The organism is Gemella haemolysans (genome assembly GCF_001553035.1).
Lineage (GTDB): Bacteria > Bacillota > Bacilli > Staphylococcales > Gemellaceae > Gemella > Gemella haemolysans_B.
Genome location: NZ_KQ959992.1, coordinates 444 through 16,002 on the forward strand (window position 1 = coordinate 444; position 15,559 = coordinate 16,002).

Annotated in this window: 10 protein-coding genes; 9 read left to right on the forward strand and 1 reads right to left on the reverse strand. The window is 29.1% G+C overall.

What is annotated here, in order from left to right:
• From HMPREF3186_RS07785 to HMPREF3186_RS07820, 8 genes are all read left to right on the forward strand, one after another.
• The coding region (locus HMPREF3186_RS07785; protein WP_197415040.1) for an LPXTG cell wall anchor domain-containing protein at positions 1 to 1,614 on the forward strand (1,614 nt) is incomplete at its 5' end.
• Between the two features lie 332 nt (positions 1,615 to 1,946).
• Positions 1,947 to 3,233 (forward strand): adenylosuccinate synthase, encoded by a 1,287-nt coding sequence (locus HMPREF3186_RS07790; protein ID WP_060914677.1) that lies wholly within the window; start codon positions 1,947 to 1,949, stop codon positions 3,231 to 3,233.
• A gap of 297 nt (positions 3,234 to 3,530) precedes the next feature.
• Complete coding sequence (locus HMPREF3186_RS07795) at positions 3,531 to 4,457, forward strand: helix-turn-helix domain-containing protein (protein ID WP_060914678.1); 927 nt, start codon at positions 3,531 to 3,533, stop codon at positions 4,455 to 4,457.
• Between the two features lie 263 nt (positions 4,458 to 4,720).
• A complete protein-coding gene (locus HMPREF3186_RS07800; RefSeq protein WP_060914679.1) occupies positions 4,721 to 7,255 on the forward strand; it encodes a YSIRK-type signal peptide-containing protein in 2,535 nt (844 codons plus the stop codon).
• Positions 7,256 to 8,149: 894 nt separating this feature from the next.
• Entirely contained in the window at positions 8,150 to 9,079 is a 930-nt protein-coding gene (locus HMPREF3186_RS07805) for a helix-turn-helix domain-containing protein (protein WP_060914680.1), read from the forward strand.
• A 224-nt stretch (positions 9,080 to 9,303) separates the two neighbouring features.
• Positions 9,304 to 10,689: an ABC transporter permease gene (locus HMPREF3186_RS07810; protein ID WP_060914681.1), complete on the forward strand. Its 1,386-nt coding sequence runs from the start codon at positions 9,304 to 9,306 to the stop codon at positions 10,687 to 10,689.
• A 15-nt stretch (positions 10,690 to 10,704) separates the two neighbouring features.
• A complete protein-coding gene (locus tag HMPREF3186_RS07815; RefSeq protein ID WP_060914682.1) occupies positions 10,705 to 11,964 on the forward strand; it encodes an ABC transporter permease in 1,260 nt (419 codons plus the stop codon).
• A gap of 13 nt (positions 11,965 to 11,977) precedes the next feature.
• A complete protein-coding gene (locus HMPREF3186_RS07820) occupies positions 11,978 to 12,610 on the forward strand; it encodes an ABC transporter ATP-binding protein (RefSeq protein ID WP_060914683.1) in 633 nt (210 codons plus the stop codon).
• A 53-nt stretch (positions 12,611 to 12,663) separates the two neighbouring features.
• Here the strand turns inward: HMPREF3186_RS07820 and HMPREF3186_RS07825 are convergent, their stop codons facing one another.
• A complete protein-coding gene (locus tag HMPREF3186_RS07825) occupies positions 12,664 to 13,122 on the reverse strand; it encodes a nucleoside 2-deoxyribosyltransferase (protein WP_060914684.1) in 459 nt (152 codons plus the stop codon).
• Between the two features lie 166 nt (positions 13,123 to 13,288).
• Between HMPREF3186_RS07825 and HMPREF3186_RS07830 the strand changes: the two genes are divergently transcribed.
• Positions 13,289 to 15,397 carry a DNA topoisomerase III gene (locus HMPREF3186_RS07830; protein ID WP_060914685.1) on the forward strand — a complete coding sequence of 703 codons (2,109 nt, stop codon included), beginning with the start codon at positions 13,289 to 13,291 and terminating at the stop codon, positions 15,395 to 15,397.
• Positions 15,398 to 15,559 lie beyond the last annotated feature (162 nt).

Genomic DNA, 15,559 nt, shown 5'->3' on the forward strand with positions numbered 1-15,559 from the left:
ACGTACGAAGTAAATCCAAAAACAGGAGAAGTCACAGAAAAAGTAGAAACTCCAGAAGTAAAAGAAGCAACGGAGACAGTAGTAAAAGTAGCCGTGAAGGATAAGGTAGAAGTTACAGAAATACCAAGTCCGGTAAGATACGAAAAAGATAGTACCCGAGAAAAAGGACAAAACAATATTACTATTCCTGGACAAAAAGGAACAAGAAAAGTAACGACAACGTACGAAGTAAATCCGAAAACAGGAGAAGTCACACAACGAGTAGGAACTCCAGAAGTAAAAAATGCAACGGAGACAGTAGTAAAAGTAGCCGCGAAGGATAAGATAGAAGTAGTTCAAAGAGAAAATGGGAAAAAGGTAAAAGTAACAACTATATATACCGTTGATGTAAAAACAGGAAATACAACACAAACAGAAAGAGAAGAAGAAATCTTTAGTGAGGTTATAACATCTAAATCAGAAGAAAAAGTTCCAACAATAGAATTAAAACCATACGAAGGCGGAGTAAATCCTGCGGAATCAGTAGTGACAGAAGAACTGAAACCATACGAAGGCGGAGTAAATCCTGTGGAATCAGTAGTAACAGAGGAACTAAAATCATTTGAAGGTGGAGTAAATCCTGTGGAGTCAGTAGTAACAGAGGAATTAAAACCATTTGAAGGTGGAGTGAATCCTTCAGAATCAGTAGTAACAGAAGAATTAAAACCATTTGAAGGCGGAGTGAACGTAGAAATACCCGCAGTCAAAGAAGAGTTATCTGAACTTAAACTAGCTCTTTTAAAAGATGAAGAAGGCAATATTTTGGATGTCTTAGCTATTTCTGAAAAACCAAAGGAATTAAGTGGATATAAATACACAGGAAAAGAAAAAGTAGATAACGAAGGAAATAAAATCTACATTTATCAGAAAGATAACTCAGAAGTAGTAACATCTAAATCAGATGAAAAAGTCCCAACAATAGAATTGAAACCATTCGAAGGAGGAGTGAACCCTGAAGAATCAGTAGTAACAGAAGAACTAAAACCATTCGAAGGTGGAGTAAATCCAGAAGAATCGGTAGTGACAGAGGAACTAAAACCATTCGAAGGAGGAGTAAATCCTGTGGAAACAGTAGTGACAGAGGAACTAAAACCATTCGAAGGTGGAGTAAATCCAGAAGAATCGGTAGTGACAGAGGAACTAAAACCATTTGAAGATGGAGAAATACCAGCAGTCAAAGAAGAGTTACCTGAACTTAAACTAGCTCTTTTAAAAGATGAAGAAGGCAATATTTTGGATGTCTTAGCTATTTCTGAAAAACCAAAGGAATTAAGTGGATATAAATACACAGGAAAAGAAAAACTAGATAGCGAAGGAAATAAAATCTATATTTATCAAAAAGTTGAATTAGAGAACATTAACAACAAAAAACAAGATACTATTGTTGTTAATCAATCGCAAGTATTAAAAGAAAATATTGAAAGTAAAACTGAGATTACCACTGATAAGAACGATAAAAAAATAGTAGATAAAAAACTTCCTAATACAGGAGAGACACCTCTAGAAAACGGACTATTAGGTGGAATGTTACTTGCCGCAACAATGATGTTAGCCAAACGAAAAGTAAAAAAATAATATAATAAAATAAAGAGGAGAGTTAAATCGATTTTACACGATAGGGTTTAATAGACTCCTCTTTATTGGCTCTTTGTCAAATTTAGAAGAGTGTGAATAAAGGTTTGTAAATCGAGGAATATTTTAAATTAATAGAAAAACTTAACTTGCAATTTTTAATAAATAGATTATTACTAATTGTTTTTAATGAAAGCGCATAAAAATGAACAAAGTGTGAAAATATACTATATCGTCCGATAATTTTGAGTTTTTTATAAAAAATGGTTGTAAACGTCTGTATTTGTGTTATAATTATTAATGGAAAAAATAATTGCTTTCAGGAGGCGTAATTTATGTCAATAATCGTAGTAGTAGGTTCACAATGGGGAGATGAAGGTAAAGGTAAAATTACCGACTTTTTAGCAGAGCGTGCTGATGTAATTGCTCGTTATCAAGGGGGGAACAACGCAGGACATACTATTAAGTTTGATGGAAAAACTTACAAACTTCAATTAATCCCATCTGGAATTTTTAATGAAGAAAAACTTTCAATTATCGGAAATGGTCTTGTAGTAGATCCTAAGTGGATTTGTGGTGAGATTGATAGACTTAAAGAAAGTGGAGTTACTTGTAAGGGACTAAGAATCTCTAACAGAGCACATGTAGTATTACCATATCACTTGAAACTTGATGAAGTTGAAGAAGCTCGTCGTGGGGAAAATAAAATTGGTACCACTAAAAAAGGTATCGGACCATGTTATGTTGATAAATACAAACGTTGTGGTATCCGTATAGCTGATTTATTAGATGCTGATTTATTTAAGAAAAAATTAGAACAAAATCTGAAAGAAAAAAATGAACTATTCGAAAAAATCTATGAAACTGAAGGATTCACAGTAGAAGAAATCTTCAATGAGTACTTCGAATATGGAAAACAACTAGCTCAATATGTTACAGACACTTCTAAAGTATTAGAAGATGCACAAAATGAAAATAAAAATATTTTATTCGAAGGTGCTCAAGGTGTAATGCTTGATATCGATCACGGTACATATCCATATGTTACATCATCTAATCCATCTGCAGGAGGAATCACTGTAGGTAACGGATTTGTTCCAACAAACGGACTAAAAGTATTAGGTATTTCAAAAGCTTATACATCACGTGTAGGAGATGGTCCATTCCCAACAGAATTATTCGATGAAATTGGTTCTAGAATTCGTGAAATCGGTAATGAGTATGGAACGGTTACTAAACGCCCACGTCGTATTGGATGGTTTGATACAGTAGTAATGCGTCATTCAGCTCGTGTATCAGGTATGACTAATCTGTCAGTAAACTGTTTAGATGTACTTTCAGGTCTTAAAGAAATTAAAATTTGTACAGCTTATGACTATAAAGGTGAAATTCTTACAGAATACCCAGCTAATGAAAACATCATTAAAGATTGTAAGCCAATCTATGAAACATTACCAGGTTTCGATGAAGATATCACAGGTGTAACATCACTACATGAGCTTCCTGAAAATGCAAGAAAATATCTAGAAAAAATTGAAGAACTGGTAGGAGTTAAAATCTCTGTATTCTCTACAGGACCAGATAGAACTCAAACTCACTTACTAGAAGATTTATGGAATTAAAATAAAATGAAATGATAAGTAGACTTCGAGGTAATTGTACTATACCTCGAAGTTTATTTTTGTAAAAACTAGACTAAAATAAGAGGAAAACCAGGTGACGAAAATGTCACATAGAGTAGTTATTTTTAAAGATATAGAGAAAAAATATTTTAATATGACGAAATTGTCACTTAATTAAAATGAGAATAAATTTAGTGATAAAATATAGTAGAAAAAATTATTTTAATAGTGATTTGCATATTAATAAAAGAAAATAGTTATAAATTATTCTTAATATTAAAGTTTAGGAGATAAGGAATGGATGAGAAGAATTTGCATGGAAGTATTTTTAAAAAACTAAGAGAAGAAAGAGAATATAAGTTAAAAGACATCGCAGGTGATGTTATCTCTACGAGAACATTAATGCGTTTTGAGGCGGATGAAACAAGTATATCTATAGCTACATTCGAAAAGTTATTAGAAAATTTAAATATTAATCATTTAGATTATTTAACGTTTTATTACGATAATATAGACACCGAAACTACGGATTTTGCTAATAGACTGCAGAAGCTGTTGCAATCAGGTTCTTCATCAAAGTTAGTGAATGAATGTAAAAAAGAACTGAAGAAAAAAGATATCGATTTTAGTAAAAGATTAACTATATTGATTTATTTAAATAATATTCTTTGGAAAGAGGATAAAGAATTATTTGAAGAGAATAGAAGATTAATAAAGAATAGAATTGATTCACTGAATAAATTGGGGTTTGATGAAATTTATGGATTGATAATATTGATATATTCAGCGTCGAAAGACGAATATTCAGTAGAATATATTGAAAGAATCATTAAAGATTGTTTTAAAAATATTCCGGTAAAGAATTATCTAAGTAAATATATGAGTGCTGTATATTGTGATTTGTTAAAAATAGCGTTATCGTTTTTAGCTAGAGTTGGTTATTATGAGTTAGCCGAGAAGAGATGTAAAGAGACACTTAAACTATTTAATGAAAATCCACTGTTATTAAATAGAGCTGCTTTTTCTAAGGAAATTGTTGCAATATTGGCTTCAATATATTTAAAACAAAATAAGGAAGAAGGTGTTTTGCTAGCAAATAAGATTCTGAAATATGAAGATATTATTGCGGAGATTACTGGTGATCCTTATTACAGACAGGTGAGGGATATAACTTATGAAGCTTATTGTAAAGTAAATAAGACGGGTCTTGATATTGAATTTTAATAATTTATGTAATTGTTAAAGAAATTAGTTCACTAGTTAGTGAATTAGTTTCTTTTTTTATTGTTAAAATTTTGTTTAAGAAAATTTATGATATAAATTTATAAGACAGTTTTGGCATATATGAGTAGTAAATACTAAAGAAAATTGCATATTTTAAGGGTAATGTGACTATTTTTTCATGATTTATATGAATATCGATAGTCTATGTTAAAATTATCTTTATAAAATTATTATTTATATATTGTTTACGGAGGAATTATATTATGATAAAAAGAAAGCAAAGATTTTCTTTGAGAAAAAATAAAATAGGTACAGCTTCAGTGTTGTTAGGATTAACTATAGTAGGAGGAGTGTCATTAAATTCAACAGATGCATATGCAGAGAATGTTCAAAATAAATCAGGTCATGAGTGTTGTGTTAAATCTGAGAATACCCCTATAACTGAAGAAAAAGTAAATAAAGCTAGAGAAAATTTTGACAAGATAAAAGTAGATTTTGAAAATCAGAAAAAATTAGTTGAGGAGAAAAATAAAGATTATACTAATAAAGCTGAAGAGTTTGAAGCTAAAAAGAAAGATCTTGAGTTAGCTAAAAAAATTAAAGAAGAAGCTAATCCTCAAAATATAAAAAATACTGAAGAAAAGATTAAAAGTTTAGATAGTAATAAACTAATACTTGAAAAGAAAATTGAGATTAGTAAATCTAGTGTACTGAATGTAGAGAAGGAAATAGAAAATCAAGAGAAAATAGTAGATTTATCTAAAGAAAACACAAAAATTAAGCAAAATCTTGTAGATGTTGCAAAAGAAAAAGTAGAAAATGCAAAATCAGGTACTGTGTACTCTCAATTAGATAAAGAAAAATTAAATATAGAAAAATTAAAAAATGATATAGAAAATACAAAGAAAAATATAGATGATATTTCAAAAGAAATAGTTAATGGAGAGAATGAAAAGAAAGCTCTTGTTGACAATGGAAAAATAACTAGAAATAAATTAGAAGATGAACTAAATGATGCAGGGCCTGAATATATAATTGAAAATGTAGAGCATCAAATAAAAGAATATAAAGTATCTGATTATGATTCTATATCTAGGCCGTTATCTCCTGGAAATTCATCTTGGATAAGTGAGAGTGGTAAGAAACTATATCGAGTTGCAAATGAAAATGTAGATTTTAATGGTGAAAAAACTGAAATTATTGTTGTGAAATCTGAGAAAGATTTGAATAATCCTCATATAATAGATTATAAAAAAGTTTCAGAATATATAAGAGAATATCTTGTAGAATTACGTCGTATAAATGGTATTGATATTCCAGTTCCTGAAGTAACGGAAAAAGCTTTAAAATGGGCAAAAGCTAGAACTGATGAAATGGCAAAAAATAATGAATTGAGTCATGATACGGTATTGAAAGCAAGTGATTTTTCACTTAAGCATGATACGGAAAACGCCTCACAAGGTGCATTACCAGTAAAATCGATTTTAGATGAAAAACAAATAGCATATAGGGAGCTCCTTCAATATTTTAATGACTATAGTAACGCAAGTGGCTATGGTGCTGAGAATCCAAATGCGGTGAATATATTTAACTATGGACATAGAGTACCTTTATTAGCCGCATCAGGAACTGGATTTGCTGTATCAGCAACTAATGGATTTGGAATACTAACATTTGTATCAGATAATGATAAAAGAATTTATGGAACACTTCCATCTGAAATTAATCCTTCTGAAAGAGGAAGTTATACTTTTAATGGTAAGAAATATTATTATAATCCAGGTAGTTCATATGATTTAGCAAGAGCTGAAAACAAAGATGGAGATAAAGATCGTTCAGAATTTTATTATAATGGAAAAAGAGTGAAATTCTTACCGAAAACTACGTTTAGATATGTGTGGAATGAAACAGTAAGGCATAGAAATCTTAAACGAGATGAGGCTTTAAATAAACTAAATGAATTTAATAAAAAACAGTTAGAACTTGAAGAAAATCAAACTAAAAAACTTAATCGATTAAATGAAGATTTAATGGAAAATAAAAATATTCTAAGTAAATCTGAAAAAGATTTAAATCAATCTAAAGAATTAGTAGAAAAACTAACTAAACAAAATACGCAAAAATTTCAAGAAATCACTAGATTGACAAAAGAATTAGACAAAAAAATAGGTGAATTAAAAGAAGTTCAAGAAATTCAAAATAAAGAAGAAGCTAAGTTGGTTGCGTTAAAGAATAAACTATCTAGTGAAAAAAATAAATTAGAACAAGAAAGAAAAGATTTAGATTCTATAATACAGAAGTTATTAGAAACTAAGAAATATAAGTTATCTTTAAAGAATGCTTTTGGAAACTTAAAAAAAATAGAGGAAGAAGTGAAGCATTTAGAGAAAGAATATTCAGATGAAAAAAATATATTATTATTAGAGAATGATAAATTATTGAAAATAAAAGAAAAGTTAGACATAGTACATAAATGTTATGAAGATTTAAGAAATGAATTAGAGAAATTTAAAAAAATATCACCTGAGGTGCCAGGAGACAACCCAGGAGATAATTCTGGCGACAACCTAGGGAAAAACCCAGGAGATAAACTGGGAGACAACTCAGGAGATAACCCAGGTGACAAAGCTCCAGGTTCATTAAATAACCAACCTAACTTACAACGTCCTAGTGTTAATTCAAATGGATTAAATACTTTACCTAATACAGGCGAAAGTCAAACAGGTATAGCAACTGTAGCAGGCTTAGTAGCTTTAGCTGTAGCTGCAAGATTACGTAAAAATAAAGAAAAAAATTAAGATAAATGATAGTTTAATTGTCTCCCTTTTTATGAGAAGGGGGACAATTATTTTATAAATATTATCGGAAAAGAATAAAGTTTGAAAGAAATATTGTATAAATAAAGTAATAATGCTTAAAAGAATGAAATAAATTAATAGAATTTTAGTATTGAATTTTTATAAGTTAATTAAAAGAAAGTAAATTAGTTTAAATAGTTACATTTATTAAATTTAGATTTATCAACGATTTACAGTTTAAACAAAGTAGTTGAAAATTATAGGTAAAAACTATAATTTTAATGTTAAATTCCTATAAGTGTCACAGCTGTCATTTTCAGTCGAATATATGTGATAAAAAGCTTAAAAGTGACAATTTTAACACAAAACGTAAACTATGAAAAAATAATGCTATAATAATAAATGTCTATAAGAGTCCGTACATATTATTTACTATAACAAAAGATGAAATATCATGTTAACACTTTTGGTTGTTTTTTCGTTAACAATGATATTCTAGGGTGAATTATAGTAATTTATAGAAAAGAAAGTTGAAGTTCATATAGAATAATTTTGTTAACTTGCCATTATGAATTAATTTAAGATAGATTGTTTAATTTAATTCACTTGTAACAAAATTGGAGAAAGATATATGTACCTAAATATTATTAAGTAAAAAATATAATCAAAGATGAGAAAAGTATTAATTTTTGAAGTTTATAAACGAGAGTGATTTAACGGGAAAATATATAGGCATTAAAGAAAGTAACTGTGTTTTGTTGTGTTGTCAGTTACTTTCTTTATTTTTTCATGATTTATTTTTAATTAAATGAAAAAAAAGAGTTCGCTTATTACATTAATTATATAATATATGGTATAATGAACATATGATTTATTTAGGAGGCGGACACTTAAATGGATGAAAGAAATATTCAAGGAAAAATCTTTAAGAAGATTAGAGAAGAACGCGGAGTTAAGTTAAAAGATGCAGCGGGGACAACTATATCTGCTAGGACATTAATTAGATTTGAGGCGGATGAGACGAGTGTGTCGTTAGAGGTTTTTGAGCAATTATTAAGAAATATAGGTATATGTTATCAGGATTATTTTTCTGAGTATTTACCTCTTGTAGAGATAGATCAGACAGGCTTTCTAACAGAAGCGAGGCGATTAGAGGCGCTTGGTACCTTCACTGCAATTAAATCGTTGGCTATTAAGACGCTTAAAAATGAAAAAGTCTCAATAGCGACTAGGCTGTATATAGAACAATATCTTAGTGTTATAGGCGAAACGGATGGTCCTCAGATTATTCGCGATAACAGAAAAATTGTCTTAGAACATTTAAGGCGTTTGGATAAACATACAGTTAATGAGTTATATGCTTTGACTTTTATTCTTAGAACAATTAAGGAAGATGAATTTTCAGATGACTTTGTTAGGCGAGTTATCCAGGAGAATTTAAAGCCTATTAAAACCGATAATTTTTTCTCTATCGATAAAGGCGAGAGATCTTTACTATTACTGAATAGTGCAATAGCTTTATTGTCAAGAAGAGGTTTTATAGAAGAAGCAGAAGAATATTGTCTTAAAGCCATTGAATTGTTAAAAGAACATTATAATAATGTTACGCATTTCATGTTTCACCTAATATCATTTAATTATATATTAGCGCAGATTCAACTAAAATTAAATAAACCTGAAGGTGTAGAGTTGGCCAACAAGTGTATTAGTTATATTGACGCTCAAATTGCATTGACAAATATGCTTGGGGATAGTTTGACAAGGGATAGATTGGTAAAAATGTTTTATGATCGCAATAAAACAGGTATTGATTTTGAGTTTTAGGGAGTCAAATGATTGTCTTAATAATTTATAATAAATAAATTCAAAATGGAAAGAGTTTATTCTTTACTGTTTTGAATTTTTTATTAAGTCTAATATTTAAGCGTTTTAAATTTATATGAATTATATAAGTTATATTTTAAGTAAAAGCGTTATCATATAATTAAAGGTTGATAATAGTTATTAATCCTATTTAAGTTAAAATAAAATAAAAAGAGGTGTAAAAAATGTCAATTTTAACTAGAGCTTGGTTATATATAACTAGGAAAAGTTTTAAATCATTAGTTATTTTTTTAATATTAGCTACTATGTCATCATTAATTTTAAGTACTATATCAATTAAAAAATCAACTGATGCTTTGTCAAAAGAAACTTTTCAAAATATTACTAGTAGTTTTTCTATGGAGATTAATAGAAAAACTAATCCAGGTACTGCAAGAGGTGCAGGTAACTTAATCGGAGAAGATATAGAAAAAATAAAGAATCTTCCAGGTATTAAAAAATATATAAAAAGAATGAATGTAAGTGCAGATTTAGTAGATTTAGAACCATTAAAACTTGCTAATCATCAGCAAGAAGAGAAAAATAATAAGCAAAGACAACTTTTCTCTAAAACGGTTATCGTAACTGGAACTAATGATTCTTCATTAGATGATAGATTCTCTGCAGAGACGTTAAAATTGCAAGAGGGACGTCATCTAACTGATAATGATAAAAATTCTGTTTTGATTCATGAAGGTTTCGCTAAGAAAAATAAAGTTAAAGTTGGGGATAAGATTAAATTAAAAGGTAATCCAAATGACGCAGATAATGAGAAAAAATCTGATAAAGAGGTTGAAGTTACTGTAGTTGGTATTTTTGGAGGTCAGAATAAAGGTGCTACTTCTAGTCATATGGAACTTTATGATAATATTTTTATAGCTGATACTCAAACAACAAAAACTTTATACAACTATGAAGATGGTAAAGAAATTTATCAAGATGCAACATTCCTTGTCGATGGAAAAGATAAAGTTGATAGTATCATAAGTGATGCTAAAAAGCTTCCTATTAATTGGAAACAATATATGTTAGTTAAAAGTAATCAAAACTTCCCAGCTCTTCAACAATCATTAGATACAATTTATAGTCTAACTAATGGTGTATTCATAAGTACAATAGTCTTTAGTATAGTAATTCTGTCTCTAATATTATTCTTATGGATAAATAGTAGAAGAAAAGAAATCGGTGTAAGTTTAGCGATTGGTATGACTAAAGCGAGTATAATAGGACAATTTATTCTTGAGGTTCTATTAATTAGTATCCCAAGCTTTATCGCTTCATATTTCGTAGGAAGTGCAATTAGCCAAAATATCGGAAATCAGATACTACAACAATCTATTAAATCTGTAAGTAAAACTATCTCAAGTCAAGCTAATGGAGTTAATCTAGGGGCTAATGCTGAAGTAGAGGGGGCAAATAAAATTATTACTGCCTTAGATGTAAGTGTTAGTATGGATAATATGCTAACAGTGGTACTCGTTGGTATTGCAATAATTGTCATTGCTGTAGGAATTGCATCTAGTCGATTAGCATACAGAAAACCTAAAGATTTATTATCTGATATTAATTAATGTAAGGAGAAATAGATGAGTATTTTTAATAGGGCATATCTTTATATTATTAGAAAAAAAGTTAGAAGTAGTATTTTGTTTTTAATAGTGACACTGATATCATTTTTCTTATTAAGTGGCAGTGTTTTGAATACAACTGTAAATAATATTTCTAAAAATTTATATAAAGATGTTAATTTTGGATTTAATATTGAAAGTGTAGATAAGTCCAATAAAGAAATAGAAAAGGATACTTTGAAAAAAATTGAAGAATTAAAAGGAATAACTACAAAAAATTATATTTTTTCTAAACCAGTTGTTGTTGAAGGAAAAAAGGTAGTCCAAGAGAATCAAAATATTACTTTAAATGATGAAATAAAAAATAAAAGTAATTTAGTAATGATGAATGGTATTACCGCTTCTAAAAGTAATATTGATTTTAAGAGTGAAGTTTTAAAATTGGAAAAGGGAAGACATATCGAAGAAAATGATAAGAATAAAATCATGATTCACGAAAAATTTGCTGAATTAAATAATGTTAATTTGGGTGATAAGATTAAATTATCACAAGAAGGTAAAATATTAGAGTTGGAAGTTGTTGGAATCTATTCTGGCGAAAAGACTAACACCTTTAATGGATTAAGCTCAGATTTTATTGAAAATACAGTTTATACTGATTATAACTCAAGTCAACAATTATTAAATTTAATAACTAATAATAAAGTAACTTCAGTAGAATATGGAGTTGAAGATCCAACCAGGTTAGACGATGTAATAAAAACTGTTGAGAATTTAGGAATAAATAACTTAATGGTCTCTAAATCAAATAAAAATTATGAGCTAGTTACATCATCAGTAGAGAGTATAACGAAAATAACTAATATGATAAGAATAGGTAGTGTTGTAGTTGGAGTAGTTATACTATCATTAATTTTAATGTTTTGGGTTCGTGAAAGAACCTATGAAATTGGGATTCTACTGTCGTTAGGAACTAGTAAAGTAAATCTGGTGTTACAATTTATAGTAGAGGTATTATTGGTAACAATATTTGGTTTAATGATTGCACTCGGTATAGAGATGACAACTATCAAGTATTTAGCGAGCAATGTGGGAAGTATTTTTTCTGAGGAACTACCAAAATCAATAGCTGATGAATTAATGAAGATATCTGTTAATGGAATAGATATTGTTAATTTAGTTATAGTGATGATAGCTATAGTGATTATTTCGGTAGTTGTAGCATTATTGCCAATATTAAAGATGAAACCGAAGAAAATTTTAACGAATATTAATTAGTGAGGAATAAGAAATGTCGATTTTTAAATTGAAAAATGTAAGTTACTTATATGATAATAGTAAGTCAAAAGTTTTAAGTGGAATTACTTATAATTTTGAAGTAGGGAAGTTTTATGCGATAATAGGTAAATCTGGAGCTGGGAAATCAACTTTATTATCTTTATTAGCTGGGTTAGATACTCCTTCTAGTGGGGAAATCTTATTTGATAACGTAAATATTGAAAAAATAGGATATAGTGAACATAGACGTAAAGATATTTCATTAGTGTTCCAAAATTATAACTTAATCGATTATCTGACACCACTAGAAAATCTAAAACTTGTTTCCAAAAATGCAAGTAAGGATATTTTATTAAAGCTAGGATTAGAAGAAGAACATGTTAATCGAAATGTTATGAAACTTTCTGGAGGACAGCAACAACGTGTAGCTATCGCAAGAGCGTTAGTATCTGAAGCGCCTATAATTCTAGCTGATGAACCAACAGGAAACTTGGACGAAAGTACTGCAGAAGAGATAATAGAAATATTGAAAAAAGTAGCCGTAGAAAATAATAAATGTGTTATTGTAGTTACTCACAGTAATCAATTAGCGAGTGCTGCTGATGTAGTATTAGAGTTGAAAGATAAAAAGTTAAAAGTTAAATAAGTAAAGAGGTTGACTCATTCTATTAATTGGAATGAGTCAACCTTTTTTTAATGTTAAAGTTTAGTTTTTAAGCAAAACAGTTTTTCTAATTCGTTCATAGCTTCTTCAAAACTGTAAACTAGTGTACCGTGTTTTAAAATTCCACCAAGAACGTAATGATTCATTGCATAGCTAGGAATATCATATTTGTTTGCTGATTTTAATCTAATATCTGAATTTATAGCAATAATTTTTTTGTTTAATGCAATAGCTATTCCTAATTCTACCATAACCCCACTGTCTTCATTAGTTACATCTGCTAAGAATATATCGCAATTTTCTACTGCGTATGTGTCCCCATTGAAAATATCTTGAGGTGTAGGTAATGTTTGTTTATCTTCGTTAAAAGGCTGTTCTATTGGATTAAATACTGATAATCTATCTCCGAATCTTTCTCCTAGTAATTTACCTTCTTTTAAACGTTGTGCAATCTCTGCTTCATTAAATAATGCTCCTGCTAAATATAGTTTCATAGACAAATCCTCCTTTGTTGTTATTTAAATTATAATATATATCACCTAAAGTTTACAACTAAAGTAAAAAGAAATTGATAGTGATTATATGTCCTACTAGTTATTTTAGCTAAATTCTATTATAATAATTAATGAAGTAAAGAATATATATGTGAGGAATTTATTGATGAAAAGTGTAGTACTTTGTGAAAAGCCTTCGGTTGCTCGTGATATTGCGAGGAATCTTGGTGCGAAAAATAATAAAAATGGTTGTCTTGAAGGGGATAAGTATGTAGTTACTTGGGCATTAGGTCATTTAATAACCCTTCAAACACCTGATAAATATAAGGAATTTAACAATGTAAATTTAGAGAATTTACCGATGATTCCAAAGTTTATGAAAACAGAAATAATTAAGAAAACTTTTAAACAGTATAAAGTTGTAGAAAATGCTTTGAACAGAAAAGATGTTAATGAAGTTATCATTGCGACTGATGCAGGTCGTGAAGGGGAGCTTGTTGCTCGTTATATTATCGATAAGGCTAAATGTAATAAAAATATAAAAAGGCTTTGGATTTCTTCTGTAACGGATAAGGCGATTAAAGATGGCTTTAGAAATCTAAAAGACGGGAAAGAATACCTAGGATTATATCATTCTGGTATAGCACGTGCTAATGCGGACTGGTTAGTTGGTATTAATGCATCAAGAGCATTAACATTGAAATATAATGCATCACTTAACTGTGGTCGTGTTCAAACTCCAACATTGCAGATGGTTTTCGAAAGAGAAGAAAAAATTAAACAGTTTAAACCAAAAGACTATTATACTTTTGAAGCGCAAATAGATGGTGTGAAGTTTAGCTGTGGTAATAGTGAATTTAATTTGGAAAAAGCGGAACAATTCATTAAAAAGAATATTAATAAAGAAATTAAATTCAATGAGGTTCAGAAGAAAGCTAAAACTTCATCAGCCAAACCTTTATACAATTTAACTGATATTCAACAAACAGCGAGTGCGTTATTCGGTATGTCACCGAAGCAAACGTTAAATATTGTTCAAAGTCTGTATGAAAGGCATAAGGTATTAACATATCCAAGAACGGACAGTAGATATTTAACTAGTGATATGAAGAACACTTTAAAAGATCGTATTCAAGCTATTGGTGGAGATTTTAGAGAAACTACTGCAAAATTACTTAAAGTAAAAGATTATAATACTAAGAAAATTATTAACAATTCAAAAGTTAGCGATCACCACGCTATTATTCCAACAGAGCAAAGGCCTAATTATATGTCGATGTCAGATATGGAGACTAAAATATATAATTTAGTCGCAAAGAGATTTTTAGAGAATTTATTACCAGAGTATAAATATGAAGAGACTACGTATTCGTTTAATATTGAAAATAAAGTATTTTCTGCAAAAGGATTAAAGGTAATTCAAGAGGGATATAAAGAATTAAGTAGAGAAGAATTACAGGACAAAACTATTAACCTTCAAAATAATAATCATAAACTGGAATCATTAGTTTATAATAAAAAACAAACAACACCACCTAGTTACTATACTGAAGGTACGCTAATTTATGCTATGGAAAATCCATTTGAGTTTGTAGATGATGAGAATGAAAGAAAAATTCTTAAAGAAACTAACGGTATTGGTACTGTGGCAACACGTGCAGATATACTAGAGAAATTATTTACGAATGATTACTTAGTTTTAGATAGTGGTCGAATCAAAACTACAAACAAAGCGAAGCAGTTATTGAATCTAGTTCCAAAAAATCTTAAGAGTCCGTCTTTAACAGCGGTTTGGGAGAAACAATTAGATAATATAGCTAGGAACAAACTTTCAAAAGATAAGTTTTTAAAGGATGTTAAAGATTATACTAAATCATGTATTGCGGAAATTAAAGATAGTGAAGATAGATTTAAACACGATAACATTAGTGGTAAGAAATGTGAAGAATGCGGTAGTTTCATGCTTGAAGTAGATAAAAAAGGAACTAAGATGCTAAAATGTTCTAGTCCTTCGTGTCGTAATCGTAAGGTTATTAGTAGATTAACAAATCTTCGTTGCGATAATTGTCATAAAAAGATGACGTTATTCGGTAATGGTGAAAATGCTACTTATCGTTGTCAATGTGGTAATTCATTAAAACAAAAAGAAGTAGATAAACGAATTAAATCTAGTAAAAAAGACAAAGCAAGTCGTGTAGACATGAAAAAATACATGAAACAAGAAAAATTAGAAAATAATGCTTTAGCAGGATTAGCAGGATTGAAATTAAAATAAGGTGCTGACCCAATAGACCTAAACTTAAACAAAGTGTATATGAGAACTCATAGATGCAGTGGTTTATTGATATCTAAATTCGCTTATTAAAACCTTTTTAGATATCTAATAAACTTTGCGGGGTGACTCTACAAAATCGATTTCTCCGAAATCACGATTTTT

Bases quoted from the DNA above. Each gene is read 5' to 3' on its own strand.
- HMPREF3186_RS07790 (WP_060914677.1), top strand. From the start codon at position 1,947: ATGTCAATAATCGTAGTAGTAGGTTCACAATGGGGAGATGAAGGTAAA.
- HMPREF3186_RS07795 (WP_060914678.1), top strand. From the start codon at position 3,531: ATGGATGAGAAGAATTTGCATGGAAGTATTTTTAAAAAACTAAGAGAA.
- HMPREF3186_RS07800 (WP_060914679.1), top strand. From the start codon at position 4,721: ATGATAAAAAGAAAGCAAAGATTTTCTTTGAGAAAAAATAAAATAGGT.
- HMPREF3186_RS07830 (WP_060914685.1), top strand. From the start codon at position 13,289: ATGAAAAGTGTAGTACTTTGTGAAAAGCCTTCGGTTGCTCGTGATATT.
- HMPREF3186_RS07815 (WP_060914682.1), top strand. From the start codon at position 10,705: ATGAGTATTTTTAATAGGGCATATCTTTATATTATTAGAAAAAAAGTT.
- HMPREF3186_RS07805 (WP_060914680.1), top strand. From the start codon at position 8,150: ATGGATGAAAGAAATATTCAAGGAAAAATCTTTAAGAAGATTAGAGAA.
- HMPREF3186_RS07825 (WP_060914684.1), bottom strand. From the start codon at position 13,122: ATGAAACTATATTTAGCAGGAGCATTATTTAATGAAGCAGAGATTGCA.
- HMPREF3186_RS07810 (WP_060914681.1), top strand. From the start codon at position 9,304: ATGTCAATTTTAACTAGAGCTTGGTTATATATAACTAGGAAAAGTTTT.
- HMPREF3186_RS07820 (WP_060914683.1), top strand. From the start codon at position 11,978: ATGTCGATTTTTAAATTGAAAAATGTAAGTTACTTATATGATAATAGT.